Raw genomic sequence first — 26,570 nt, forward strand, 5'->3', positions numbered from 1 at the left:
GGTGGTCTACTGGCAGGACGCATCTCGCAGACGGAGGCATCATGACCGACGACAAGCAGAACACGCAGGGAACGCCCGACGGCGACCTCGAGGCCGACACCGCCTCGGGCGGCGCGCCCGAGCAGCCCGACACCACCGACGACGACGATCGTCCGGTCGACAACCCGTCGGGAGGATGAGCGCCGCACCGCTGCGGGGCACGCGCCCCGCGCAGAACCTCTGGTCCGGCGTGCTGTTCGGGGTCGGCCTCATCGCGTTCATCGATGAGGCCGTCTTCCACCAGCTGCTGCACTGGCACCACTTCTACGACCTGTCCACGCCGGCGATCGGCCTGGTGTCGGACGGTGTCTTCCATGCCGTCAGCTGGTTCGCCACCATCGCGGGCCTGTTCCTGCTGGCAGACCTCCGTCGGCACGAGGCCCTGAACTGGCAGCGATGGAGCGGCGGGGTTCTGCTCGGCGCGGGAGTGTTCCAGCTGTACGACGGCACGGTGCACCACAAGGTGTTCGGCATCCACCAGATCCGCTACGTCGAAGACGTCTTCGTCTACGACCTGGTCTGGAACCTCACGGCCGCAGCGATGATCGTCGCCGGAGCCGTGCTGGTCTACCTCACCCGCAGCGCGGCCCCCGTGCGGGCCGAGTCCCCCGCGCGATAGCGGGCCCTGCAGATGGATGCCACTCACGCCCACAGCGGCGGCGCGTCGCTGGATGCGCTCGTGCTGTTCGTCGCCGTCGTGGCGGTGGCCTGCTACCTCGGCGGCGTCGCCGGCTCGCGTCGGCGCGGCCGGGAATGGCCGCTGTCGCGCACGGTGCTGTGGTGCGCGGGTATCGCGGCCGGTGCCGTCGCTGCGGCGGGTCCGCTGGCCGCGGCCGCCCACGAGAGCTTCACCGGCCACATGTGGGCGCACCTGCTCGGGGGCATGGTCGCCCCGCTCCTCATGGTGCTGGGCGCCCCCGTCACCCTCGCGCTGCGGACCCTCGACGTCACCCCCGCCCGACGGCTCAGCCGGCTGCTGCGCAGCGCCCCGGCACGGTTCGTGGCCCATCCGATCACCGCCGCCGTGCTCAGCGCCGGCGGCCTCTGGCTCATCTACCTGACGCCCGTCTTCGAGGCGATGCGCACGCAGCCGCTCGTGCACGTGCTGGTGCATGCGCATCTCGTCGCGGCCGGGTACCTCTTCCTCGCCGCCGTGATCGGGCTCGACCCCCGCCCACACCCGCCGGGGCGCGTGCTGACGGCGATCGTGCTCGTGGCGACGATGGCCTCGCACGGCATCCTCGCGAAGTTCCTCTACGCCAACCCGCCCGCAGGTCTTGACGTGCTCGACGTGCGGGCGGGGGCGCAGCTGATGTATTACACCGGCGCGTGGGTCGAAGCGATCACCATCGTGATCTTCTGCGCGCAGTGGTACCGGGCGGCCGGTGTCACTTCCCGCGCTTCGAGGCCGGCAGGAACACGGCTCGAACGAGCTTGATCGCGAGGACGGATGCCACCACCCACGGTCCGATCACGAGGATCGGGTCCATCCAGGCGTGCTTGAGGTCGATGCGTCCTCGTCCGACGCGCGACGCGATCGGGCGGTGGGCGATCTCGCCGGCCACGCCGGATTCGGTGATCGGGTCATCGGGACGCTTGCTGAAGAGCGAGGTGACGTGGGCCGTGACGGCGTCCACCCTGTCGCCCGCCACGAGCAGCAGCCAGTGCGCGGTCTGACCCTCGCTGAAGCGCTCGTACGCGAAGCGGCGGATGCGTCCGGAGATCCCGTGCAGCGGCTGCGCGGTGCCGAAGACGGGCGTGATGCGCTCGTGCTCGATCGACCGTTCGCGGCCGGACGCGCCGGACTGCTGCGCGGGCAGCTCCCAATGCGCGCCGGTCTCGATGCCGGGCTGCTCCCGGGGGAACGCGGGGCGGTCTGACGGGTCGAGGTCGGCGCCCCAGCCGGGGATGCGGGCGCGCAGCGCCTCGGGATCGGGGGTGGAACCGGGCTTGTCTGCGGTGTAAGGCATGTCGGTCTCCTTCGAAACGGCGCTCAGGCCACCGTGATGACGGGCTTGATGATGTCGTCGAGCTTCGACGAGAAGATGTGGTACCCCTCGGCGATGTGCTCGAGCGGGATGCGGTGGGTGATCATCTCGCTGGGCTTGATGTGCCCGGCGGCGATGTGCTCGAGCAGCCGCGGCCACTGCCGCTTGACCGGGGCCTGGTTCATGCGCATCGTGACGCCCTTGTTCATGGCGTCGCCGAACTTGACGGCACTGAACAGCGGCCCGTAGGCGCCCATCACCGAGATCGTGCCGCCCTTGCGCACCGAGTCGATCGCCCAGTTCAGCGCCACCGGGGAGCCGCCCTGCAGCTTGAGCTTGGCGGAGGTGACGTGCTGCATGATGTGCCCGTCGGCTTCTGCACCCACCGCCTCGACCACGACGTCGGCGCCGAGTCCGCCGGTCTGCTTCTTCAGCTCCAGCACGATGTCGTTCACCTGGCCGAAGTTGATCGTCTCGGCGTAGGCGAATTCCTCGGCCTTGCGCAGGCGATAGTCCAGGTAGTCCACGACGATGACGCGGCCGGCGCCCATCAGCCAGCACGAGCGGGCGGCGGCCAGCCCGATGGGACCGGCGCCGAACACCACCGCGGTGTCGCCCTCGACGATGTCGGCCAGCTGCGCGCCGAAGTAGCCCGTCGAGAACGCATCGGTCAGCAGCAGGGCGTCTTCGGGGTCGACGCCGTCGGGGATCACGGCCGGCCCGACGTCGGCGAAGGGCACGCGCACGAGCTCGGCCTGACCGCCGTCGTATCCGCCGGCCGTGTGCGAGTAGCCGTAGATGCCGCCCACGGCGGTGGCGTTGGCGTTGACGTTGTGGCAGTTGGAGAAGAGGCCGCGTGCGCAGAAGAAGCAGCTGCCGCAGTAGATGTTGAAGGGCACCATGACGCGGTCGCCGACCTTCAGGTGCTGCACCGAGGAGCCCACCTGCTCCACCCGGCCGATGAACTCGTGTCCGAACGTGTGGCCCACCCGGGTGTCCGGGAGCATGCCGTGGTACAGGTGAAGGTCCGATCCGCAGATGGCGGCCAGCTCCACCCGCACGATCGCGTCGTTGGGGTGCTGGATCTTCGGGTCGGGCTTCTCTTCCACGCGGAGCTTGTAAGGCCCGCGGTAGGTCATCGCTTTCATTCACGCCTCCTTGTCGGTGGTTCAGTGTTGCGCGGCCACCGGCCCCGACACGTGGGGGTTGCCAAGCCCGCGCGGGCATGGCACAGGGGCGACCGTCAGAGCGTGATCAACCGCACCTCGTGCAGCCGTCCTGCGTCGATCTCGGCGGTCATCATCGTGTGATGCGGCTGTCGCCTGCGGTCCGTCGGCGATCCGGGGTTCAGCAGCCGCAGCCCGCCGGGGGTCGTCGTGTCCCACGGAATGTGGCTGTGACCGAACACCAGCAGGTCGGTGTCGGCGAAGGCGGCATCCATTCGCGCCTCGCGGCGGCGGGCGTCACCGGTCTCGTGGATCACTGCCACCCGCACGCCCTCGATGTCGCGGCGCGCGATCTCGGGCAGCCGCTCACGCAGGTCGGCGCCGTCGTTGTTGCCCCACACACCGAGCACGGGAGCGTGCCGCTCGAGCTCGTCGACGACGGATGCCGCGACCCAGTCACCCGCATGGATCACGAGGTCCGCGGCATCCGCAGCACGCAGCACCGCGTCGGGGAGTCGTCGCGCCCTCCCGGGGATGTGGGTGTCGGACACGAGCAGCAGCCGGGTGCTCACGGGCGGGGACGTTCGTCGGTCATCTCACCCTCCTTCGTCGCACTCCACCCTCGCCGACGTCGCGGACCGCGATCGCGGGCTTGACAGCGGCGCAAAGCCGCGCGATCGCGCACAGGTGTTCACCGCGTGCTGGCGCGCCGTTCACCAGGTAGGCGTAGGGTGAGTGCGAACGCGCGACCGCAACCACGGAAACGGCGCATGGTTGTTGGATCGGAACAAACGGTTGGGGTAGTCTCCCCTTGGTGGGACCCACCTCAATGAAGAGCGAGAGGCACAGCATGTTTGGATCAGGCAAGAGGCACCTGGCGGTCATCGGGGCGGCGGCTGTCGCCGTGCTCGCTCTCAGCGGGTGCGCCGGCGGGGACGCCGACACCGAGACCGACGCCGGCGACACCGGCTCGTCGGACGGGACGCTCATCGTCTACACCAACTCCAACTCCGATGGCCGCGGCGAGTGGATCCAGGCGCAGGCCGAAGAGGCCGGCTTCGACATCGAGATCGTGGGCCTCGGCGGCGCCGATCTCACCAACCGCATCATCGCCGAGAAGAACAACCCCGTCGGCGACGTGGTGTTCGGTCTCAACAACATGTTCTTCGAGCAGCTGAAGGCCGAAGACGCCATCGTCGCCTACGAGCCGAGCTGGAGCGGTGAGGTGCCCGCCGACGCCGGCGATCCCGCCGACGGCGCATACTGGCCGCTCGTGCAGCAGGCCATCGTCACCGTCTACGACGAGAACGCCGTCTCGGACGCTCCCGAGGACATCGAAGAGCTCGCAACCGACGAGGCCTACCAGGGCCGGTACGAGGTCAACCCCGCGCTGGGGCAGGCGACGCCGCAGCTCGTGCTCGCCGGCATCCTCACCCGCCACCTCGACGAGGACGGCGACCTGGGCGTCAGCGACGAAGGCTGGGAGATCGTCGAGTCGTACTACGCCAACGGCTCCCCCGTCGTCGAGGGCACGGACCTCTATGCCCGCATCACCCGCGACGAGGTCGACTTCGGCGTGCTGCCCTCCAGTGGCATCGCCGCCCGTGACGCGGAGTACGGCACGGCCACGGGCCTCGTCGTGCCCGAGTACGGCGTGCCCTACGTGACCGAGCAGATCGCCGTCATCAACGGCGCCGCCAACGAGACGCGCGCCCAGGAGTTCATCGACTGGTTCGGCAGCGCCGAGGTGCAGGGCGCCTTCGCCGCCGAGTTCAACGCGATGCCGGTCAACGAGGGCGCGGTCGAGCAGGCCAACCCCGACGTGGTGGCCCAGCTGGCTGAAATCCCCCGCCAGGAGATCGACTTCGGCCTCGTCAGCGAGCACCTCGGCGACTGGGTCGAGAAGGTCACCCTCGAGTACATCGGCTGAGAAGGCGACAGGCACAGGCAGTGATCCGCTTCGACGACGTCGACGTCTCCTTCGGCGACCACCGCGCCGTGCGAGGGCTCAACCTCGAAATCCGCGAGGGCGAGTTCTTCACCCTGCTGGGGCCCTCGGGCTGCGGCAAGACCACCGCGCTGCGCTCGCTCGCCGGCTTCATCCAGCCGACGGCGGGACGCATCGTCATCGGCGATCGCGACGTCACGAACGTGCCCAGCGAGAAGCGCGGCGTGGGGATGGTGTTCCAGAACTACGCCCTGTTCCCGAGCATGAACGTGCGCGACAACATCGCGTTCGGGCTGGCGGTGCGAAAGGCCCCCAAGGCTGAGCAGCGCCGACTCGTCGACGAGATCGCCGACCGCACAGGTCTGGCGTCGGCGCAGCTGGACAAGAACGTCTCGGAGCTGTCGGGGGGTCAGCAGCAGCGAGTGGCCATCGCCCGCGCGCTGGTGCTGACCCCCAAGATCCTTCTGCTCGACGAGCCGCTGTCGAACCTCGACGCCAAGCTGCGGGTGCAGCTGCGCGAGCAGCTGAAGCAGCTGCAGAGCGAGGTCGGCGTCACGACGGTCTACGTCACGCACGACCAGGAGGAGGCGCTGACCCTCAGCGACCGCATCGCGGTGCTGGATGCCGGTGAGCTGCAGCAGGTCGGCACCCCCGAGGAGATCTACGACCGCAGCGCCACCTCGTTCGTCTGCCGGTTCATCGGGGAGAGCAATCGCCTCACCCCCGCCGTGCTGCGGCGACTGCGCGAAAGCGCTGCCGCGAGCGACGCGGCATCCGATCTGCCCGTTCTCGACGAGAACGCCGAGAGCTACGTGCGCCCCGAGAAGGTCGCCGTCGCGGTGGGGGCTCCGGCGTGGGGGGCCACCGATGGCGTCCTGCCCGTGGACGGCACCGTCGAAGGGCGCACGTACCACGGCAGCCACAGCGTCTACACCGTCGCGGTCGACGACGCGAAGCTGCGCGTGAGTGTGCCCGGCTCCGCCGCTGCGAAGCGGTGGGAGCCGGGGACGCAGGTCACCCTCGGCATCGATCCGCGCTGGGTCCTGCAGTACCCGGGAGCCTGACATGGCCTTCACCGCTCCCCCGCCGCCGGAGGCGGACGAGCTTCCGGCCGCGGCTGCCCCGGTGCCGCCGGTTCGCGCCGGCCGGCGAGGCCGGCGCGGCTCCGGCCAGGCGCGCGCCATGGTGCGCTCGCCCCTCGTGTGGGTCACCGGCGTGGCCGTGCTGTGGTTCGCCGCGGCGTTCCTGGTGCTTCCCAACCTGTCGCTGCTGGGGACGACCTTCTTCCCCGAGGGGCAGTTCAGTGTGCGCGCGGTGGAGAAGCTGCTCGGCAGCGAGCGGGCGATGCGCACGCTCGGCAACAGCTTTCTGCTGGCGGTGACGCTGTCGATCACGGTCAACATCGTGGGCGTGTTCATCGTGCTGGTCACACAGTACTTCCGCGTCCGCGGATCGCGGCTGCTGTGGCTCGGGTACGCCACGACCCTCATCTACGGCGGCATCGTGCTGGCCGCCGGCTACAACTTCATCTACGGCCGATTCGGGTTCGTCACCAACCTGGCGCTGAACATCTGGCCGGACCTGGACCGTGACTGGTTCTCGGGCTACTTCGCCGTCGTGTTCGTGATGACCTTCGCGACGACGACGAACCACATGCTGTTCTTGTCTTCGTCGCTGGCGAAGATCGACTTCGCCTCGATCGAGGCCGCCAAGCTCATGGGCGCGTCGACGTGGAGCATCCTTCGGCGCATCGTGCTGCCGGTCATGCGGCCGATGCTCTTCGCAGTGACCGTGCTGACCTTCCTCATCGGACTGGGTGCGCTGACGGCGCCGCTCGTGCTCGGCGGACCGGACTTCCAAACCGTCGCGCCCCTCATCGTCGATCTCTCCCGCAGCCCGGTGACACGCGACATCGCGGCGCTCCTGGCGATCGTGCTGGGTCTCGCGACGATCGTGCTGCTGGCGATCATGAACCGCGCCGAGAAGTCGGGCGTCTACTTCTCTGTGGCCAAGGTCGCCACACCCATCCAGAAGCAGCCGATCCCCAACCCGGTCGCCAACGCCGTCGTGCATGTGCTGGCGTACCTCGTGTGGCTGATCTACCTGATCCCGGTCGTGCTGATCGTGCTGTTCTCCTTCGTCGATGCCAGAAGCATCCTCGCCGGCAGCATCACCCTCGACAGCTTCACGCTGCAGAACTACATCACGGTGTTCACCACGCCGGGAGCGATCCGGCCGTTCATCGTCAGCGTCGTCTACAGCGCGGTGGCCTCGGTGATCGTCGTGGTCGGGCTGCTGTTCGTCGCCCGTGTGCTGCAGCGCTACCGCAACCCGGTCACGTCGCTCATCGAGTACGTGCTGCACATCCCGTGGATCCTGCCGACGGTGCTCATCGCCCTCGGGCTCGTCATGACCTTCGACCGCCCCAACGGCTGGGTCGCAGGCGCCGTGCTCACCGGCACCCCGGTGCTGCTGCTGGTGGCCTACATCGTCATCAAGATCCCGTTCACGCTGCGCCTGCTGAAGGCCGCGTTCGCGTCGGTGCCGGATTCGCTGGAGGATGCCTCCCGCATCCTCGGCGCGAAGTCGCTGACGGCGTTCCGCCGCGTGATCATCCCGCTGGTGCTCCCCACCGCGGCGGCGATCACCGCGCTGAACTTCAACAGCCTGCTCGACGACTACGACGCGGCCATCTTCCTCTACCACCCGCTGTACAAGCCACTCGGCGTCGCGATCCAGGAGAGCACGCGTGGCGAGAACAACCTCGACGCGATGCCGATCACGTTCGTCTACACCGTGCTGCTCATGATCATCATGGGTCTCGTCATGTACTTCGTGTACGGCCGCGGGGCGAGCGCCGGATCGCCGCGCCGCCCCGGGCGGGCCGCGCGACGCCGGGCGGCGCAGTCGGCCGCAGCGGCTCCGACTGCCCGCGCGGCCGCCGCCGGTGCGGTGGACGGCGACGGCGACCCCGGAGGCCGGGGAGCGCGCGCGTGAGTGACGTGCCCGACCGCCCGCCTCTGCGGGTGACGATCAGCGACGTCGCCGCGGCGGCGGGGGTCTCGCGGGCCACCGCGACCCGTGCGCTCAAGGGCGAGGGACGCTTCGCCGAGGAGACCCGTGCGCGCATTCTCGAGATCTGCGAGCGCCTGGGCTACGTGCCGAACACCATGGCGGCAGAACTCGCCGCCGGACGCACCGGCACCGTCGGGCTGCTGCTGCGCGACGCCAGCAACCCTGCCTACGGCCTGCTGTTCTCGTGCCTGCAGGACGAAGCGAATCGGTGCGGGCTGGACCTTGTGACCGTGACGATCGGCGCCGATACCGGCGGCACGAAGCAGGTCACCGCCCTGCAGCGGCTGCTGGGTATGCGGGTCGCCGGCCTCATCGTCGCCACCGGCGGCGTGACCAGCAGCCAGCTGGACCCCTTCGCCGACCAGGTGCCGATCATCCGCGCAGGCCGCGACGCCGTCGGCGACCGCGTGCATTCGGTCGCCTACGACGAGCACGCCCACGGCACTCTGCTCGCCGACCACGTCCACTCCCTCGGGCACCGCCGGGTCGCGGTGCTGGCGACCGACCCCGCGGCATCCTTCCCCGAGCATGTGCGAGCCAGCGCCATGCGTGAGCGGCTGGAGGCCATCGGCGTCGAGGTCGAGACGGTGCACGTGACGGCCGCGCCGGACGACGGCGTGGACGCGGTTGTCGCGCTGGCCTCTTCCCGACGGATCACCGCCGTGCTGTGCCCCTCGGACTACCGTCAGCTGGCGGTGCTGCGCGCCGCGCGGGCGGCAGACCTCGACGTTCCCCGCGACCTCAGCGTCACCGGGTGCGACGGCATCCTTCCCGGCGCGGATCTGCTGGGCCTCACCACTGTGCGCATACCCGTCGAGCAGGTGGCGCGGGAGACCGTCGAGGCGATGCAGCACCTTCTCGCCTCCGGTGACGACGGCGTGGTCCGTCGCTCCCACGCCGGTCCCCTCGTCCCCGGGTCGACGGCGGCCGCGCCGTCTTGACCCCGCAGCCGCCGGGTCGCGCCCTGCCCCGCACCCGGCGCCGCATCCGAGCTCTTCCCGAGACCCCCGAAGGAACGACCCGATGATCGTCAGTGAACACCCCCGGCCCGCGAAGACCTTCGTGCACCTGGCCGACACCCATCTGCCCGGCGAGCACACGCTCCTGTACGGCGCCGCCGACGCCGACGGGCACCTGGCCGCCTTGCTCGAGCGGATCGAGACCAGCGGCCTGCGCCCCGACGCGCTGCTGTTGGCGGGGGACCTCGTCGACCGGGGCGACCGGTCGGCGTACCGTCGGCTGCTCGCCCTCGTCGAGCCCGTCGCCGAGCGGATCGGCGCCGAGGTGGTGTGGGCCGCGGGCAACCACGACGACCGCGCCGCGATGCGCGCGGAGCTGCCGCTGCCGGACGCGGCCGACCCGGCATCGCCCGTCTGCTTCACCCGCTGGTTCGGAGGGCTCCGCGTGCTGGTGCTGGATTCGACCGTGCCTGGCGAGCACTGGGGAGAGATCGGTCCCGAGCAGCAGTCCTGGCTGCGCGACGAGCTCTCGACGTCTGCACCCGAGGGCAGCCTGCTGGTGGTGCACCACCCGCCGCTTCCGACCGTGCTCGATCTTGCGGTGACGGTGGAGCTGCGCGGGCAGGAGGCGCTCGCGAACGTGCTGCGCGGATCGGATGTGCGGGCGATCCTGTCGGGGCACGTGCACCACCCGTCGTTCGGCGCGTTCGCCGGCATTCCCGTCGCCGTCGCGTCGTCGAGCGCGTACGGACAGGATCTCGCGACCGCCGTGGGTTCGACGCGGGGGCAGGATGCCGCGCAGGGCTACAACCTGGTGCACGTCTATGCCGACACGATCGTGCACTCCCCCGTCGCGCTGGGGCGCGGTTCGACCGTCGGCGAGCACGTGCCCGCCGACGAGGCCGCCCGCCGCATCGCCGCCGCCGGCATCGCCTGGCGCGAGTGAGTATTCGGCGGTGGAAGGAGCTGTCAACCACTGGGACGGGCTCGCGACGATTCGTAGCCTGAGGAGAAACCGAAAGGACTCTCCATGCTCCGTGCCCTCGTCCTCAACTGCACTCTGAAGCCCTCGCCCGCCGAGTCCAGCACCGACCTGCTCGCCCAGCAGGTGCTCGACGCCCTCGCCGCCCACGACGTCACGGGCGAGACCGTGCGCGTGGTCGACCACGACGTCAAGCCCGGAGTCGAAGCCGACATGGGCGACGGCGACGAATGGCCGCTGATCCGCGGGCGCGTGCTGGCATCCGACATCCTCGTCTTCGCCACCCCCACCTGGGTCGGCCACATGTCGAGCGTCGCCCAGCGCGTGATCGAGCGACTGGATGCCGAGATCTCCGAGACCGACGACGAGGGCCGCCCGCTGCTCGCCGGAAAGGTCGCCGTCGTCGCCGTCGTGGGCAACGAGGATGGCGCGCACGCCGTCATCGCGGATGCCTTCCAGGGCCTCAACGACGTCGGATTCACGATCCCGTCGCAGGGCGGCGTCTACTGGAACGGCGAGGCCATGCAGACCACCGACTACAAGGACCTCGACGAAATGCCGGAAGCCGTCGCGACCACCACCGAGACAGTGGCCCGCCACGCCGCGCACCTTGCGGCGCTCCTCAAGGAGCGCCCTTTCCCGGCTCCGGCCTCCTGAACGGCGGGCGGGGCCGGTTCAGTCGTCGCGAACGGCCCCGGCGCCCGCCTCGACAGGGCCATCTGCGTCCACCGAAGCCACGGAAGCAACGGACGCAACCGGCGCGACGGGCACGCCCGAACCCACCGCAACCCGCCGCCCGCGCCGCTCCACCGCGAGGTTGATCACCGCGAGCAGCAGGACGACCCCCGCCGCGACAAGCGGGAACGCCATCGCCGTCTCGACGCCGAAGTCCTCCGCGACCGCTCCGGTCACGGCCGAAGCCAGCGACTGTGCGAGGGCGACCGACGACCCGAGCACCGTCATCACGGTCGCCGTGCGCCCGATGGGGCTGCGGTTGCCGGCGAGGCTGAAGAGGGTCACGAGCGTCGGACCGACGCCCAGCCCCATGATCGCCAGCGCCACGGTGACGGCGGTGACCGTGCCGCTCAGCGTGAAGGCGGCCGTCGCCCCCACCAGCACGGCGGCGAACAGCATCCAGCGCCACCGCAGCGCGAACCGGGTCGGCAGCAGCGCGACCGCAAGGGCCAGCACCGCCGACCCGATCCCCATCACGCCGTACAGCAGCGCCGCCGAGTCCACGTCGCCCTGTGCCTTCATGAAGGCGGTGAGCGACGTCAGCGTCGTGCCGAAGAACGCGCCGACGGCGAACGTCGCCGCGACGATGACCAGCACCGGCATGCGCAGCAGCTCGCGCGCGGGCGCGATCACGGCCGGCTCGTCCCCCGCGACGGGCGAGGCCGCGCGTGCGGTCGGATGCAGCGCGAACGCGGTGACGAAGACGAAGCTCAGCACAGCGGCGCCGGCCACAGGCGCCCACGGCGCGATGAACGAGGCGAGCACGCCGACGACGACGGGCCCGATGACGAACGCCGTCTCGTCGGCGGCCGACTCGTACGCCATGGTGCGCGAGAACGTTCGCTCGCGGCGCGACACCGTGAGGCGCTCGCGGATGATCGCCATCAGCCGGCTGCGCGACATCGCCGCCGCCTGCGGGGCGGTCAGGCCGATCAGCAGGGCTGCGAGAAGCAGCATCCAATCCGCCGTCGCCGCTGCCACGACGAATGGGAACGCCGCCAGCAGGGCGCTGTTGACCAGCCCCAGTGGCACGAGCACCCGGCGCTGGCCGTGGCGGTCCACCGCGTCGCCGACGATCGGACCGGCGATGACCGTGCCGATGCCGACTGCGGCCGAGGTGAGGCCGCCGAGCGCCACCGAGCCGGTGGAGGAGACGACGAGCGTCAGCACGCCGACGACCATCATGGCGAACGGCAGACGCGCGAGGAACGCGATCGGGAAGTACCAGGGACCGGTGTGGACGATCAGCGGGCGATCATCAACGGCGGGAGCAGACATGGCGAAGACCTCGGTTCGGCGGGCAGGTTCAGACGTGCCGCCTTGCCTTTCCAGCAGGTAGATGCACCGTGTCGTGCGCCGGAGAACCCAGACGCACCGCATCAAGGATACCGGCCCTTACCTGAGCGGGCGCTACGCTCGTCGGAAGATCCGACAGAGCAGGTGCGCAATGGCCCGTCGCGGCGCCAACCAACCGAGCGTCGGCGGCTTCAACCAGGCGGTGATCCTCGACCAGATCCGCCGATCCGGCGGCCTCAGCCGGGTGGAGCTCGCCGCGCTCACCGGCCTGTCCGCCCAGACCGTGTCGAACATCACGCAACGACTGATGGATGCCGGCATCGTCGCAGAAGCCGGCCGCACCTCGGTGACCCCGGGACCGGGCAAGCCCCGCACCACGCTGCGCCTCGCACCGGGCAGCCGGTTCGCACTGGGGGTTCACGTGGATCCCAGCGTGCTGAGCTTCGTGATGCTGGGGATCGACGGCGAAGTCGTCGCCCGTCACCATCACCCCACCCCCGACGCCAACGACCCCGAGCACACCGTGCGGCTGATCACCAGGGAGCTCGAGCGACTGGTGGATGCCACCGGCGTGGACCGCACCCGCATCGTGGGGGTCGGGATCGCCGCCCCCGGACCCATCGACGCCGGGCGGGGAGTCGTGGTCGACCCGCCGAACCTCGGCGGCTGGCACCGGGTGACGCTGCGTGACGCGATCGCGCGGGCGACCGGCTTTGCGGTCGTGCTCGACAAGGACGTCACCGCCGCGGCCGTCGCCGAGCGCTGGGTCTCGACCGACACCACCGGCAGCTTCGCGTTCCTCTACCTCGGCACTGGTCTCGGCGTGGGGTTGATGCTCCCCGATGACGTGGTGCGCGGCGGCTCGGGCAACGCCGGCGAGATCGGCCACATCGTCACCGACCCGACCGGTGCACCCTGCGCGTGCGGCCTGCGCGGCTGCGTGGCCGTGAGCTGCACGCCGGCGGCCCTCGTGGCCGAGGCCGAGGAGCTCGGCATCCTCCCCGCCGGCCGCACGTCTGATGACCCGGTCACCATCGACCACGCCTTCTCGGCGCTCGTCGGCCGCGCAGGCGCCGGCGATCCCCTCGCCGGTCTGCTGCTCGACCGCGCCGCGCACCGGGTCGCCCGCGCACTGTCGGTGGTCTGCAACCTGCTGGATGTCGACCGCGTCGTGCTCGGGGGTCCACTGTGGTCGCGGCTGGCCCCCTGGTTCGATCCCCAGGTGGCGGAGGCGCTGGAAGGCCTGCGGGTCGCCCGGGGCCTTCACGACGTCACGGTGGTCGGGACGGCGCTGGGCGACGACGTGGGCGCGATCGGAGCGGCATGCCTCATCCTCGATGAGGTGCTGACGCCGCGGCCGACCTCACTGTTGCGCAATTGACACCTTCCCCGCTTGACATCCTTTAAGTCCATTCGATTGACTTAATGCCGCGAGGCGCCAGCCGCCTCTGCCTACCCCGGGGCCCAGCAAAGGAGCAGCACCATGAGGGCATTGCCGACCGTCACCGCCGCCACCGCCTGCGTCGCACTCGCCCTCGTGCTCGGCGGGTGCTCCGCCGACGGCGGGGATTCCACCGACGGCGACACCGTCACCGTCGTCTACTCGAAGACCGATTCGTTCACGGCGCTGGACACCCTCCTCACCCAGGCGAAGGAGCAGTTCGAAGCCGAGAACGAAGGGGTCACCGTCGAGCTGCAGCCCATCACCGCGACCGACGACGAGTACAAGACCCGCCTGCAGCTGTCGCTCGGCTCCCCCGACACCGCCCCCGACGTGTTCTACGAGGACACCTTCAACGTGCGCAGCGACGTCGAAGCGGGCTATCTGCTCAACCTCGACGAGTACCTCGCGGGCTGGGACGAGTGGGAGATGTTCGACGAGGCGGCCAAGACGGCCGGTCAAGGCGAGGACGGCAGCGTCTACGCCCTGCCGCTCGGCACCGACACTCGGGTGATCTGGTACAACAAGAACGTTCTGGATGCCGCCGGCGTCGAGGTGCCCTGGCAGCCCGAAAGCTGGGACGACATCCTCGACGCAGCCGCGAAGATCAAGGCAAGCCAGCCCGACGTGGTGCCCTTCAACATGTACGCGGGCACCGGCACGGGCGAGGGCACCGTGATGCAGAGCTTCTACCAGCTGCTCTACGGCACCGGCGACGGCACCGGCCTCTACGACGACGAAGAGGGCAAGTGGGTCGTGGAGTCGCAGGGGTTCGTCGACGCGCTGACGTTCCTCGAGACGCTGTACTCCGAGGGCTACGCCGTTTCCCCCGACCGCGCGCTCGACCCCAACGTCTGGCAGGCGGTGTTCGGTGAGATGTTCCCGCAGGACGGACTCGGCGGCACCGTCGAGGGCTCCTACACCCCGTCGTTCTGGGAAGAGGGCGGCGCTTACCCGTGGCCGGAGTACGGCGACGTCATGGGCGTGGCGCTGTTTCCCACTCAGGACGGACAAGGCCCCGCCGGCGTCAGCATGTCGGGCGGCTGGACCCTCGCGGCATCCGCCCAGACCGACGTACCCGACCTCGCCTTCGAGTTCATGACCACCGTGCTCAACGAGGAGAACTCGCTCTGGTACGCCATCAACAACGCCCAGATCGCGGTGCGCACCGATGTCGCGGCCGACCCGACGTACCTCGAGGCGAACCCGTTCGTGGGTCCGGTCTCCGAGGCGGTGGCGGTGACCAACTTCCGCCCCGCCAACAGCGACTACCCGCAGATCTCCGTCGCCGTGCAGCAGGCGACCGAGGCCGTGATCACGGGCCAGCAGACCGCCGCAGAAGCTGCGGCCGCCTACGACGACGCCGTGCGGCAGATCGTGGGCGATGAGAAGGTCATCGCACAGTAGCGATGACGATGACCACGATCGGACCGGCGCAGGACACGCGCGTCACGCGCAGGAGCGGCATCAGCAGGGGGACGACACCCGCCAGGGCGTTGCCGCTGGTGCCAGCCGGGGGGCTGCTCCTGGTGTTCCTCGCCGGTCCGATCGTGTGGGCCCTCTACGGCTCACTCACCGACCGCGCCCTCAGCGGAGCGCGGGCCGCCGACCCGCAGTTCATCGGGCTCGACAACTTCGCGCGCCTCTTCGCCGACCCCGTGCTGCCGCTGTCGATCGGCATCACGGTGGCCTTCGTCGTGGGGTCGGCGATCATCGGGCAGAACGTGCTGGGGCTGGTCCTCGCCGTGCTCTTCCGCGTGGGAAGCCGCGCCGTCACCGGCATCGTCGGCGTGCTCGTGGTGACGGCCTGGGTGCTGCCCGAGATCGTCGCCGCCTTCATCGGGTACGCCTTCCTCTCGGCCGACGGCACCCTCAACGCGATGCTGGCGGGCGTCGGCATCGCCGGGCCCAACTGGCTCTACGCCTTTCCCCTCGTGGCGATCATCATCGCCAACACGTGGCGGGGCACCGCGTTCTCGATGATGATCTACCGCGCCGCGCTCGACGACGTGCCGCTGGAAGTGATCGAGTCGTCGATGATCGACGGCGCAGGCGCGTGGCAGCGGCTGAGGCTGATCACTCTGCCGATGATCCGCCCGACGATCTTCACGAACCTCATGCTGACGACCCTGCAGACCCTGTCGGTGTTCACCCTGATCTGGGTGATGACCAAGGGCGGGCCGGGGAACCTCTCGAGTACCCTGCCGGTGCTGGCGTACACCGAGGCCTTCCAGTTCGGCGACATCGGCTACGGCAACGCCATCGCCGTGGTCATGCTGGTGCTCGGCGCCGTCTTCTCGATCGGGTACGTGCTGTCGCTGCGCGCCGGCGGGAGCCGCACGTGAGCGTCCGCGCTCCCAGCGTCGCCGCCCCCACGCGTGCCGCGACGCGGCTGTGGGCGAACCTGGTGCTGCTCGTCATCGGCCTCGTCTTCGCGCTTCCGCTGGCGTGGGTGGTGCTCGCCGCCTTCGACTCGGCGGCGAGCTACCAGGTGAAGATCCCCACGGCGCCGACCCTGCAGAACTTCGCCGACGTGCTCACCCCGCAGCTGACGCTCAGGCCACTGCTGAGCAGCCTGCTGCTGTCGACGGGCGCGGCCGTGGTGACCGTGGTCGTGGCGGTCCTCGCGGCGTATCCGCTGTCGCGGTACCGCTCGCGCTTCAACGGACCCTTCCTCTACGGCGTGCTCTTCGCCAGCTGCCTGCCGATCACGGCGATCATGGTGCCCGTCTACAGCCTCTTCGTGCAGCTGCGCCTCATCAACCAGCCGTGGGCGGTCGTGCTCTTCCTGGCCGCCAGCTCGCTGCCGATGGCCCTGTGGATGACGAAGAACTTCATGGATTCGGTGCCGGTGAGCCTCGAAGAGGCGGCGTGGGTCGACGGCGCGAGCGCCATGACGGCGCTGCGGCGCATCGTCGTGCCGCTCATGCGGCCGGCGATCAGCGTCGTCTTCGTCTTCGTCTTCCTGCAGGCGTGGGGAAACTTCTTCGTGCCGTTCGTACTGCTCTACTCCCCCGACTGGCAACCCGCAGCCGTGTCGATCTACGCGTTCTTCGGCCAATACGGCACCGTCGCCTACGGGCGCCTGGCTGCCTATTCGCTCGTGTACTCCCTGCCCGTACTCGGGCTGTACCTGCTCGTCACCCGCGGGCTGGGCGGCTCGTTCGCCCTCGCCGGCGCCGTCAAGGGCTGACCGCCCCCTGCCCTGCACTCCCGATCGGAGTTTCCGCCATGCACCGCAACGACCGTCTCGCCCTCCAGCGCATCGACCGGCTCAGCCGCGACCGGCTCGCCGGTGCGCTGTACCGGGAGACCACGCCGCTGACGATCACCGCGTGGGAGGTGCCCGGTGAGCCGGTGCCCTTCGCCGAGGCCGTGCGCGCCGAGTACAGGCCGTTCGAGGTCGGCGGCCGCTGGGGAAAGCCGTGGGGCACGGTGTGGTTCCACGTCACCGGCACCGTTCCGGCGGGCTGGTCGGACGCCCCCGGCACCAGCGTGGAGCTGGTGGTCGATCTCGGGTTCGACGTCTCGGCGCCCGGTTTCCAAGCCGAGGCACTGGTCTTCCGCCCCGACGGCACGATCGTCAAGGCGATCGAGCCGCTGAACGCCACGGTGCCGATCGAAGGTGACGAGGTGGACCTCTACATCGAGGCGGCCGGCAACCCCAGCGTCGCGGGCACCTTCACCTTCGCACCCACGCCGCTCGGCGACCCCGCCACCGCGGGCGACGAGCCGATCTACCGCCTCGCAGGTCTCGAGCTGGCACTGCGGGACCGCGAGGTGTGGGAGCTCGCGCAGGACATCACGGCGCTGCGGGGTCTCGTCGACCAGCTCGATCCCGATCGCACCCGGCACGCCCGCGTGCTCGCCGCGCTCGGCCGCGCCGTCGACGCCCTGGACCCGGACGACGTGGCCGGCACGGCCACCGCCTCGCGCACGCAGCTGGCCGACGTGCTGGCGTCGCCGGCTGCGGCATCCTCCCACCACATCACCGCGGTGGGGCACGCCCACATCGACTCGGCGTGGCTGTGGCCCACCCGCGAGACGGTGCGCAAAGTCGCCCGCACCTTCTCGAACGTGCTGGATCTCATCGACCGCGACGAGGACTTCGTCTTCGCGGCGTCGTCTGCGCAGCAGTACGCCTGGCTCGAGGAGCACTACCCCGACCTGTTCGCCCGGGTCGCCGAGGCTGTCAAGGCCGGCCGCTTCGTTCCCGTGGGCGGCATGTGGGTGGAATCCGACACGAACATGCCGGGGTCCGAGGCGCTCGCGCGTCAGTTCGTCGAGGGCAAGCGGTTCTTCCTGGAGAAGTTCGCGGTGGAGCCCTTGGAGGTGTGGCTGCCGGACTCGTTCGGCTACTCCGCCGCCCTGCCGCAGATCATCGCGCAGGCGGGGTCGCGGTGGTTCCTCACCCAGAAGATCTCGTGGAACGAGACCAACCGGATGCCGCATCACACGTTCCTGTGGGAGGGCATCGACGGCACCCGGGTGTTCACGCACTTCCCGCCGGTCGACACGTACAACTCCGACCTCTCCGCCGCCGACCTCGCGCGCGCCGAGCGGCAGTTCGCCGAGAAGGGCGGGGCGCGCTCCTCGCTGGTGCCGTTCGGCTGGGGCGATGGCGGCGGCGGACCGACGCGCGAGATGGTCGCCGCGGCCAGGCGCACGGCCGACCTGGAGGGGTCGCCGAAGGTGCGCATGGCTACCCCGTCGCAGTTCTTCGCCGACGCCGAGGCCGAGTACGCCGACCCTCCGGTGTGGTCGGGCGAGCTGTACCTGGAGTACCACCGCGGCAGCTACAGTGCCCAGGCCCGCACCAAGCGCGGCAACCGCCGCAGTGAGCACCTGCTGCGCGCCGCGGAGCTGTGGGCGACGCTCGCGACCGTGCGCACCGGTGCCGCCTACCCCGCCGACCGGTTGCGGCGCCTGTGGCGGCTCGTGCTGCTGCAGCAGTTCCACGACATCCTCCCCGGCACGTCGATCGCCTGGGTGCACCAGGAAGCTGAGCGCAACTACGCCGCCGTCGCGGTGGAGCTGGCGGAGATCATCGACGCCGCGCTGCGCGCCCTCGCCGGAGACGGGGACCTGCGCCTTCGCGCGAACGCGGCGCCGGTCGCCGTCGGCGGCGTGCCGGCGCTCGGCGCCGCCGTCGAGGCGGAGGTGCCGGCGGCGGCGGTGGACGCGGCGGTGGTGCGCGTGCGCGCCGCGGGCGACGGGTGGGTGTTCGCGCACGACCGGATGCGGTGGGCGATCGACGCGCGCGGCGTGGTCGTGGGGGCCCGCGACCTCGTCGCCGACCGGGAGCTGATCGATCCGCAGCGGCCCGCCGGTGTGCTGCAGCTCTTCCGTGACACGCCCCGGGACTGGGATGCCTGGAACATCGACGTCGAGGATGCGGCGCTGTACCGCGACCTGCTCGAGGTCGAGTCGATCGAGCCGACCGCCGACGGCGGCGGTCTCGTCGTCACGCGGTCGTTCGGAGGCTCACGGGTGGAGCAGGAGTATCGCGTCGATCCGGGCAGCGGGGCGCTGGACATCACGGTGCGACTGGACTGGCGGGAGCGGCAGAAGATGCTCAAGCTGGCCTTCCCGCTGCAGCTGCGCGCCGAGCGCACGCAGTCCGAGATCCAGTTCGGGCACGTGTCACGCTCGGTGCACAGCAACACGACCTGGGATGCCGCGAAGTTCGAGACCGTGGCGCACCGCTGGATCCGTGTGGTGGAGGGCGGCTACGGCGTCAGCGTCGCGAACAACGCGAGCTACGGTCACGACGTCCGCCGCGGCGACGGTGCGAGCGGGGGCGCGCACACCGTGGCGCGCGTGACGCTGGTGCGCGCACCGCTCTTCCCCGACCCCGAGGCCGACCAGGGATCGCACGAGTTCACGGTGTCGCTGCTCCCGGGCGCCGACGTCGCCGATGCCGTCGCGGAGGGGTTCCGGCTGAACCTGCCGACGGTCGCCCTGACCGGCGCGCGCCCGATCGAGCCCGCCCTGACGCTGGACGACGCCGGTGTCGTGATCGAGGCGGTGAAGCTCGCCGACGACGGCTCGGGGGACGTCATCGTGCGCCTGTACGAGGCCCTCGGCAGCCAGCGCAGCGCGACACTGCGCCCCGGCTTCGCCTGGACGGCCGTCGAGCAGACGGACTTGCTCGAGCGCCCGGTCGCCGCAACCGCCCTCGCCGCGGCGTCCGATGACGCGATCGACCTGTGCCTGCAGCCCTTCCAGCTCGCGACCCTGCGCCTGAGCCGCCCCGCCGAGTGAGTATTCGTGTCGCCGAGTGAGTATTCGCCCCGCCGCTCAGCCGGAGGCGCGCTCCAGCTCACGGCGCACGTACGCGGGCACGACGACGGATGCAGGACCCAGCACCACCTCGTCGAACAGCGACGTGTCTTCGTGGGTCTCGAGATTCAGCAGCGCGGTCTTTGCACCGACCGCGCGGGCGAGCGCGTGCAGAGTTGATGCCGGCGACACGTTGCCGGACGTGCCGATGACCCACAGCTGTTCGCAGGTCTCCACCGCTTCGTAGATCTCATCGAGCCCGTAGACCATCTCACCGAACCAGACGATGTCAGGTCGCAGCGCGCTGGCCCCGCAGCGCGGACACGGCGGCCCGTCGGCCAGATCTTCGGCCCACGGCACGTGCGCCCCGCACCGGGTGCAGAGCGCACTCGCCAGCTCGCCGTGCATGTGGATCACCCGCCGGGAGCCCGCCCGCTCGTGCAGGTCGTCGACGTTCTGCGTGACGATGAGCACGTCGCCGCCCGTGGCCTCCTCGAGTTCGGCCAGGGCGCGGTGCGCGGGGTTGGGCTCAGCCGCCCGCGCGGCGCGGCGCCGCTGGTCGTAGAACTCCTGCACGAGGGCGGGGTTGCGCGCGAAACCCTCCGGAGTCGCGACGTCCTCGATGCGGTGCTCCTCCCACAGCCCGTCGACGGCGCGGAAGGTCGGGATGCCGGATTCCGCCGAGACTCCGGCACCGGTGAGGACCACGATGCGCGCGCTCATGGTTCCGACGCTACCCGCGCGGGGTGGGCCCCGACAGCGCCGGTATCAGCGCGGCGCGAGGTCCGGCGAGAGGGCCTCCCGCTCGTCGAAGACGAAGCACTCCCCCGCCCAGTGATCACCGCCGACCTGTTCGAAGTAGCCGAGGATGCCGCCGTCCAGTTGGAGCGCGTGAACGCCCACCTCGCGCAGGTGGATCGCGGCTTTCTCACAGCGGATGCCACCGGTGCAGAAACTGACGACCGTCTTGCCGGCCAGGTCGTCGCGGTGGGAGGCCGCGGCATCCGGAAACTGCGTGAACCGTTCGATGCGCCAGTCCACGGCACCGCGGAAGGTGCCGTAGTCGACCTCGAAGGCGTTACGGGTGTCCAGCATCACGACCTCGCGGCCGTCGTCGTCGTGGCCTTGGTCCAGCCAGCGGCGCAGCGTCGCCGGCGCGACGGCGGGCGCGCGTCCGGACTCGGGGCGAATCGTCGGACGGTCCATGCGGATGATCTCCCGCTTGACCTTGACGAGCATCTTGCCGAAGGGCTGATCGTCGGACCAGCTCTCCTTGGTGATGAGCGCCGCGAAGCGCGGGTCGACGCGCAGGTCGTCGATGAAGCCTCGCACCGCGTCGGGATCGCCGGCGAGGAAGAGGTTGATCCCCTCTTCGGCGAGCAGAATCGTGCCCTTCAGCCCCGCGGCGAGCGCACGCGCGCGCAGGAGCGGACCGAGCTCGGGCGCATCGTCGAGCCGCGTGAAGAGGTAGGCGGAGACGTTGAGCACGGCGGGCACGGTCTCCAGCTTACGGAGCGCGGCCGAACGCGGACTTCCGATACATCCGTTTCGCCATGTGAGTTCCCGCTCACACATGTCGCCGACGGCCCTTCGGTCTCAACGGATGGCATGGCGCCCCCGCGTCGGAGTTGCGATCGCGAGACCCACCGCCTCGCGCATGTGAGTTCCCACTCACACGCGCGCGTGCGGGGTGGCACTGCCAGCCGCCGCCGCAGGCCCGGGCATCTGGCCATACCACCCGCCGCGCCGCCGGCCCTGTGTGAACCGGAACTCACATGCGAAAACGAGGGACTGTCGGCAGAAAGCGCAGACAAGAACCCCGCCGCCCCGAAGGAAACGGGACGACGGGGTACCGAAAAGCCAGGGCTCAGCTGATGTCGCCGCGCCACGCGCCGGTCTCGGTGCCGCGCGACTCGATGAACTCCTTGAACTTCTTCAGGTCCTTCTTGACCATGTGGTCGTCCCAGCCGACGGCCGCGCCGATCTTCTCGCGGAAGCCCTCGGGCTCCCAATCCAGCTGCACCGTCACCCGGGTGGTGTTGTCGTCCAGACGGTGGAAGGTCACGACTCCAGCGTGGTTCACATCGCCCGTGATGCTGTTCCACGCGACGCGCTCGTCGGGGTGCTGTTCGGTGATCTTGGCGGAGAACTCGTGCTCGACCCCGGCCACGCTCACCTTCCAGAGGGTCGTCTCGTCATCGCCCTGGGTGACCGACTCCACGAAACTCAGGAACTGCGGGAACGATTCGAACTGCGTCCACTGGTTGTAGGCGGTCGACACGGGGACATTGACGTCGACGCTCTCGGTGATGCGAGCCATGGGCATTCCTTTCCTGAAACGGACAATGCGCTGCCATCGTCCCCCGCGCCAGCCCGGCGCTGAAGGGCTTGCCCCGTGCCGGATCGTCTGTTATCCCCGCGCGGACCGGCCGGGCGCGCCAGACCGGCCGGGCGCGCCAGACCGGCCGGGCGCGCCAGACCGGCCGGGCGCGCCAGACCGGCCGGACCCGCCAGACGGGCCGGACCCGCCGAGCGCGCGCAGCGCCTCACCGGTCATCCGCTGCGTCGTCCACTCATCCTGCGGCTGCGCGCCCAGCGCGCGATAGAACGCGATCGACGGCTCGTTCCAGTCGAGCACCGTCCACTCCAACCGCGAATACCCGCGCTCCACGCACAGGACGGCGAGCGACGCGATGAGCGCCTTGCCGTAGCCGCGACCGCGGTGCTCGTCGGACACGTAGAGGTCCTCGAGCCAGATGCCGGGCCGGCCCGTCCACGTCGAGTAGGTCAGGAACCAGATCGCGATGCCGGCGATCGCGCCGTCGCGCTCGACCACGTGGGCGAACACCCGCGGCTGGGCGCCGAAGAGGGACTCCTGCAGTGCGGACTCGGTGTTCTCGACGGCATCCGGCTCGCGTTCGTAGACGGCGAGATCGCGGATGCGGGCGAGGATGCCGGGCTCGTCGCCCGGCCGGGCGGCGCGCAGCACCGCGCCGTCGTCGAAGGTGCGGAAGATCACGCCCCGAGCCTAGAGGGAGAGTCGTCCCCCGCCCTCCCGACCTGCGCCGCCGTCGCTGGCGGCGCCCGCAGGCCATCCCGTAGCGTGGAAGGACCCGGAAGGAGCACCACCATGTCACTCGCCATCGACCCCGACGCCCTCGACGCCGCAGCCGACGCCGAGTCGTTCTCCGGCATCGTCACCGTCGACGTCGGCGACACCCGCACGTTCGAGCGCGCCTACGGCCTCGCCCACCGGGCATTCGCCGTGCCGACCACGCCCGACACCCGGTTCGCCATCGCCAGCGGCAGCAAGATCTTCACCGCGCTCGCGATCTGGCGTCTCATCGAATCGGGCGAGCTCGCGCTGGACCAGCCGGTGCGCAGCATCCTGGGCGACGACCTCCCGCTCATCGACGACGCCGTCACCATCGAGCACCTTCTCGGTCACACCTCCGGAATCGGCGACTACCTCGACGAGGATGCCGAGGGCGAGGTGGACGACTACGTCCTCAGCATCCCGGTGCACACGCTGACCACCGCCGAGGCGTTCCTCCCGCTCCTCGCCGACCTCCCTCAGACGTTCACCCCCGGCGAGCGCTTCGCGTACAGCAACGGCGGGTATGTCGTGCTCGCGATCGTCATCGAGCGCGTCACCGGTGAGAGCTACCACGACGCTGTTCGCCGCCTCGTGTTCGAGCCGGCCGGCCTCGCCCGCACCGACTTCCTGCGCCTGGACGAATTGCCCGCCGACACCGCGGTCGGCTACGTCTACGACGAGGACGACCGGGCGAACACCCTGCACCTGCCGGTGCTCGGCAACGGCGACGGCGGGGCGTTCACGACCGCGGCAGACGTGCACACCTTCTGGCGCGCCCTGCGCGAGGGGCGCATCGTCTCGCGCGAGACCTACGCCGAGATGACCCGACCGCGCCATCACGTCGAAGACGAGGACAAGCGCGCGGGCCTCGGCACCTGGCTGCACGCCACCGGCGACGCCCTCATCGCCGAGGGGTACGACACCGGCGCGGCCTTCTGGTCGGCGCACCTGCCGGCCACGGACACCACGGTCACCGTCATCGGCAACACCGCCGACGGCGCATGGCCGGTCGCCTCGGTGCTGGCGCAGGCGGTGGATGCCGCCCTGCAGTGACCCTCGGCGGGCGTGCGGCGGCGCGGTCGTAAAATCATTACGTGGCCCGCCCCCGCATAGAACCGACCGTGCTGCAGGCGCTGCGCAGTCCCCGGCTGCTGACGCGCGAGGCGCTGGCGGGCATGGTCGTCGCCATCGCGCTGATCCCCGAGGCCATCGCCTTCTCCCTCATCGCGGGGGTGGATCCCCGCGTCGGGCTCTTCTCCTCCTTCGTGATGGCCGTGGTCATCGCCTTCACCGGCGGCCGCCCGGCGATGATCACCGCGGCCACGGGAGCCGTCGCGCTCGTGGTCGCGCCGGTCGCCCGCGAGTACGGCCTCGACTACCTCGTCGCCACCGTGCTCCTGGCCGGCGTCCTGCAGATTCTGCTGGCGGTGCTCGGTGTGGCCAAACTCATGCGGTTCATCCCCCGCAGCGTCATGGTCGGCTTCGTCAACGCGCTCGCGATCCTGGTGTTCCTGGCGCAGATGCCGCAGCTGATCGACGTTCCCTGGGCGGTGTACCCGCTCGTCGCGGCGGGCCTGGCCATCCTGTACATCTGGCCCCGCGTGACCAAGGCCGTGCCCGCGCCCCTCATCGCGATCGTCGTGCTCACCGGCGTGGTCGTGGTGTTCGGCATCGCCGTGCCCACGGTGGGCGACCAGGGCGAGCTGCCCCATAGTCTGCCGTCGCTGTTCCTCCCCGACGTGCCGCTGCAATGGGAGACGCTGCAGATCATCGCGCCCTACGCCCTCGCCATGGCGATGGTGGGGCTCTTGGAGTCGCTGATGACCGCGAAGCTCGTGGACGACATCACCGACACCCGCTCCAGCAAGACCCGCGAGGCCTGGGGCCTGGGCGCGGCCAACCTCGCATCGGGACTGTTCGGTGGGATGGGCGGCTGCGCCATGATCGGCCAGACGATGATCAACGTGAAGGCCTCCGGCGCCCGCACCCGCCTCTCGACGTTCCTGGCCGGTGTCTTCCTGCTGATCCTCGTCGTGGCGCTGGGCGATGTCGTGGCGATCATCCCGATGGCCGCGCTCGTCGCCGTGATGATCCTGGTGTCGGTGTCGACGTTCGACTGGCACAGCATCCGCCCGGCGACCCTGAAGCGGATGCCGCTGGGCGAGACGATCGTCATGCTCGTCACCGTGGTCGTCACCGTGTGGACGCAGAACCTCGCCCTCGGCGTCGTGGCCGGGGTGCTGGCCGCGATGATCACGTTCGCCCGCCGCGTCGCGCACTTCACCACCGTCACGCGCACCGTGAGCTCCGACGGCGACGTGGCCCGCTACACCGTCGACGGCGAGCTCTTCTTCGCCTCCAGCAACGACCTGACCACGCAGTTCGAGTACGCCCACGACCCCCAGCGCGTCGTCATCGACATGACGCGCTCGCACGTGTGGGACGCCTCCACGGTCGCCGCCATCGACGCCATCGTCACCAAGTACGCCCAGCGCGGCACGGCAGTGGAGCTGGTCGGCATGAACGCGGCCACCACCGCCCTGCACGGCCGGCTCAGCGGCGGGGTCGACGCGGGGAGCTGAGCGCCAGCCGCGGGTCGGCGCTGTTCCAGGTGCGCGCGCTCTGCAGCGCCCAGTACAGGCCGAACAGGCCCAGCGCGATGACCTCGCCGACGAAGACGATCGGTGTGCGCATGGCGTCGTCGCCCATGATCGCCACGACCGCGATCACCACGGTGAGGTCGACCGCCAGCAGCACCCCGACGACCGCGTAGGCCATGCGCACGCCGCGCGGCGGCGGCTGCTCCGGCGACCAGTCGCTGCGCCCTGCGTCGATGAGTGCGACGACTGCGAGCAGCGCGAAGAACCCCGTCGCGGCGACGACGTGGCCGAAGCCGAGGAACGACGCGCGCGCGAGCCCCCACCAGGCCCAGGTCGCGGTGAGCACGGCGACCGCGAGGACGATCGAGGGCCATGTCAGCGCCAGCGCCGCCCGGCCGGCGTCGGCGCGCGTGCCGATGACGACCGCGACGACCACCGCGAGCGCCCCCACCACCAGGTAGGTGGCCACCCCGGTTTCGACTGACGGGTGCGCGGATGCCGGAACGCACGGCGCCGCGCCGCATCCCGCGGCCAGCGTGGGCGTGGGCACGAACGCGACGAGCGGAGCCAGCAGCGCCGCGGCATCCAGCAGCGCCCGCTGCACGCCGCGCCCCGACAGGGCGAGGAGGCCCAGGGATGCCGCGATGAGCGCCCCCACGAGCACGTCGCGAGCCGGCGTGTAGTAGTACGCGCTGATCGATTCGAGCAGCCCGCCGCGGAAGCTCTCGAGGGTCACCGCCACGGCGATGGCGACCACCGTGCCCGCGACGCCCAGTCGCAGGTAGCGGTACGTGCGGCGGAGCGCCGTGTCGGCCGTGCCTCCGCCACCCGCGCCGTCGTCGACCATGTCGCGAGCGTAGCGCCTGCCCCGGCGTAGCACTCCGGCGGCGCCAGGGCAAGGGGAAGGTCGCCCGCTCCAGCCCCGGCCTACGGTCGAAGACACCCCGATCGAACAGGAGCGC

The 26,570-nt window shown here is 70.5% G+C and carries 25 protein-coding genes; 16 read left to right on the plus strand and 9 right to left on the minus strand.

Annotated features, from left to right (window positions below; genetic code table 11):
* Positions 1-41 precede the first annotated feature (41 nt).
* The 3 genes from QNO21_RS11375 to QNO21_RS11385 are packed head-to-tail and all read left to right on the plus strand — an operon-like array spanning position 42 to position 1,477.
* Positions 42-179: a hypothetical protein gene (locus QNO21_RS11375; RefSeq protein WP_257516042.1), complete on the plus strand. Its 138-nt coding sequence runs from the start codon at positions 42-44 to the stop codon at positions 177-179.
* Complete coding sequence (locus tag QNO21_RS11380) at positions 176-658, plus strand: DUF2243 domain-containing protein (RefSeq protein WP_257518025.1); 483 nt, start codon at positions 176-178, stop codon at positions 656-658. The genes QNO21_RS11375 and QNO21_RS11380 overlap by 4 nt, the downstream gene beginning before the upstream one ends.
* Before the next feature lie 12 nt (positions 659-670).
* Complete coding sequence (locus QNO21_RS11385) at positions 671-1,477, plus strand: cytochrome c oxidase assembly protein (protein ID WP_257518026.1); 807 nt, start codon at positions 671-673, stop codon at positions 1,475-1,477.
* Here the strand turns inward: QNO21_RS11385 and QNO21_RS11390 are convergent.
* The 3 genes from QNO21_RS11390 to QNO21_RS11400 all read right to left on the minus strand — a co-directional run bounded on the left by QNO21_RS11390 (position 1,428) and on the right by QNO21_RS11400 (position 3,765).
* Positions 1,428-2,009, minus strand: coding sequence for a hypothetical protein (locus tag QNO21_RS11390; protein WP_257518027.1), 582 nt, complete (start codon positions 2,007-2,009; stop codon positions 1,428-1,430). The two genes, QNO21_RS11385 and QNO21_RS11390, sit on opposite strands and share 50 nt — an antisense overlap.
* A 23-nt stretch (positions 2,010-2,032) precedes the next feature.
* The gene (locus QNO21_RS11395) at positions 2,033-3,175 is read right to left on the minus strand and encodes a zinc-dependent alcohol dehydrogenase (RefSeq protein WP_257516038.1); all 1,143 of its coding nucleotides are present in this window, start codon (positions 3,173-3,175) and stop codon (positions 2,033-2,035) included.
* A 95-nt stretch (positions 3,176-3,270) separates the two neighbouring features.
* Entirely contained in the window at positions 3,271-3,765 is a 495-nt protein-coding gene (locus QNO21_RS11400; RefSeq protein ID WP_257518028.1) for a metallophosphoesterase family protein, read from the minus strand.
* A 278-nt stretch (positions 3,766-4,043) separates the two neighbouring features.
* Here QNO21_RS11400 and QNO21_RS11405 point away from each other — a divergent pair, with 278 nt between their 5' ends.
* The 6 genes from QNO21_RS11405 (at position 4,044) to QNO21_RS11430 (ending at position 10,814) form a co-directional block, all read left to right on the plus strand.
* A complete protein-coding gene (locus QNO21_RS11405; RefSeq protein WP_257518029.1) occupies positions 4,044-5,123 on the plus strand; it encodes an extracellular solute-binding protein in 1,080 nt (359 codons plus the stop codon).
* A gap of 20 nt (positions 5,124-5,143) precedes the next feature.
* A complete protein-coding gene (locus QNO21_RS11410; protein WP_257518030.1) occupies positions 5,144-6,205 on the plus strand; it encodes an ABC transporter ATP-binding protein in 1,062 nt (353 codons plus the stop codon).
* Between the two features lies 1 nt (position 6,206).
* A complete protein-coding gene (locus tag QNO21_RS11415; RefSeq protein WP_306813156.1) occupies positions 6,207-8,138 on the plus strand; it encodes an ABC transporter permease in 1,932 nt (643 codons plus the stop codon).
* Positions 8,135-9,157: a LacI family DNA-binding transcriptional regulator gene (locus QNO21_RS11420; RefSeq protein WP_257518031.1), complete on the plus strand. Its 1,023-nt coding sequence runs from the start codon at positions 8,135-8,137 to the stop codon at positions 9,155-9,157. The genes QNO21_RS11415 and QNO21_RS11420 overlap by 4 nt, the downstream gene beginning before the upstream one ends.
* A gap of 82 nt (positions 9,158-9,239) precedes the next feature.
* Positions 9,240-10,121 carry a metallophosphoesterase gene (locus tag QNO21_RS11425; RefSeq protein WP_257518032.1) on the plus strand — a complete coding sequence of 294 codons (882 nt, stop codon included), beginning with the start codon at positions 9,240-9,242 and terminating at the stop codon, positions 10,119-10,121.
* Positions 10,122-10,205: 84 nt separating this feature from the next.
* Complete coding sequence (locus QNO21_RS11430; RefSeq protein ID WP_257518033.1) at positions 10,206-10,814, plus strand: flavodoxin family protein; 609 nt, start codon at positions 10,206-10,208, stop codon at positions 10,812-10,814.
* Between the two features lie 18 nt (positions 10,815-10,832).
* Here QNO21_RS11430 and QNO21_RS11435 read toward each other — a convergent pair whose 3' ends face one another.
* On the minus strand, positions 10,833-12,170 hold the full coding sequence (locus QNO21_RS11435; protein ID WP_257518034.1) for an MFS transporter: 1,338 nt from the start codon (positions 12,168-12,170) through the stop codon (positions 10,833-10,835).
* Positions 12,171-12,339: 169 nt separating this feature from the next.
* Here QNO21_RS11435 and QNO21_RS11440 point away from each other — a divergent pair, with 169 nt between their 5' ends.
* From QNO21_RS11440 to QNO21_RS11460, 5 genes are all read left to right on the plus strand, one after another.
* A complete protein-coding gene (locus QNO21_RS11440; RefSeq protein ID WP_257518035.1) occupies positions 12,340-13,569 on the plus strand; it encodes an ROK family transcriptional regulator in 1,230 nt (409 codons plus the stop codon).
* A gap of 102 nt (positions 13,570-13,671) precedes the next feature.
* Positions 13,672-15,036, plus strand: coding sequence for an extracellular solute-binding protein (locus tag QNO21_RS11445; protein ID WP_257518036.1), 1,365 nt, complete (start codon positions 13,672-13,674; stop codon positions 15,034-15,036).
* An 8-nt stretch (positions 15,037-15,044) separates the two neighbouring features.
* Positions 15,045-15,974 (plus strand): carbohydrate ABC transporter permease, encoded by a 930-nt coding sequence (locus QNO21_RS11450; RefSeq protein ID WP_257515254.1) that lies wholly within the window; start codon positions 15,045-15,047, stop codon positions 15,972-15,974.
* Entirely contained in the window at positions 15,971-16,822 is an 852-nt protein-coding gene (locus tag QNO21_RS11455; RefSeq protein ID WP_257518037.1) for a carbohydrate ABC transporter permease, read from the plus strand. The genes QNO21_RS11450 and QNO21_RS11455 overlap by 4 nt, the downstream gene beginning before the upstream one ends.
* Before the next feature lie 38 nt (positions 16,823-16,860).
* Complete coding sequence (locus QNO21_RS11460) at positions 16,861-19,893, plus strand: alpha-mannosidase (RefSeq protein WP_257518038.1); 3,033 nt, start codon at positions 16,861-16,863, stop codon at positions 19,891-19,893.
* A gap of 36 nt (positions 19,894-19,929) precedes the next feature.
* Here QNO21_RS11460 and QNO21_RS11465 read toward each other — a convergent pair whose 3' ends face one another.
* From QNO21_RS11465 to QNO21_RS11480, 4 genes are all read right to left on the minus strand, one after another.
* On the minus strand, positions 19,930-20,634 hold the full coding sequence (locus QNO21_RS11465; RefSeq protein WP_257518039.1) for an NAD-dependent deacylase: 705 nt from the start codon (positions 20,632-20,634) through the stop codon (positions 19,930-19,932).
* A gap of 45 nt (positions 20,635-20,679) precedes the next feature.
* On the minus strand, positions 20,680-21,408 hold the full coding sequence (locus QNO21_RS11470) for a sulfurtransferase (protein WP_257518040.1): 729 nt from the start codon (positions 21,406-21,408) through the stop codon (positions 20,680-20,682).
* Positions 21,409-21,778: 370 nt separating this feature from the next.
* Entirely contained in the window at positions 21,779-22,231 is a 453-nt protein-coding gene (locus QNO21_RS11475) for an SRPBCC family protein (RefSeq protein ID WP_257518041.1), read from the minus strand.
* 90 nt (positions 22,232-22,321) lie between these two features.
* The gene (locus QNO21_RS11480; protein ID WP_257518387.1) at positions 22,322-22,900 is read right to left on the minus strand and encodes a GNAT family N-acetyltransferase; all 579 of its coding nucleotides are present in this window, start codon (positions 22,898-22,900) and stop codon (positions 22,322-22,324) included.
* A gap of 141 nt (positions 22,901-23,041) precedes the next feature.
* Between QNO21_RS11480 and QNO21_RS11485 the strand changes: the two genes are divergently transcribed.
* On the plus strand, positions 23,042-24,061 hold the full coding sequence (locus QNO21_RS11485) for a serine hydrolase domain-containing protein (protein WP_257518042.1): 1,020 nt from the start codon (positions 23,042-23,044) through the stop codon (positions 24,059-24,061).
* Positions 24,062-24,102: 41 nt separating this feature from the next.
* Entirely contained in the window at positions 24,103-25,590 is a 1,488-nt protein-coding gene (locus QNO21_RS11490) for a SulP family inorganic anion transporter (RefSeq protein WP_257518043.1), read from the plus strand.
* Here the strand turns inward: QNO21_RS11490 and QNO21_RS11495 are convergent.
* Positions 25,562-26,455 carry a hypothetical protein gene (locus QNO21_RS11495; protein WP_257518044.1) on the minus strand — a complete coding sequence of 298 codons (894 nt, stop codon included), beginning with the start codon at positions 26,453-26,455 and terminating at the stop codon, positions 25,562-25,564. The two genes, QNO21_RS11490 and QNO21_RS11495, sit on opposite strands and share 29 nt — an antisense overlap.
* Positions 26,456-26,570: the final 115 nt, after the last annotated feature.

Source organism: Microbacterium sp. zg-Y818 (genome assembly GCF_030246905.1).
In the GTDB taxonomy this organism is placed as follows: domain Bacteria; phylum Actinomycetota; class Actinomycetes; order Actinomycetales; family Microbacteriaceae; genus Microbacterium.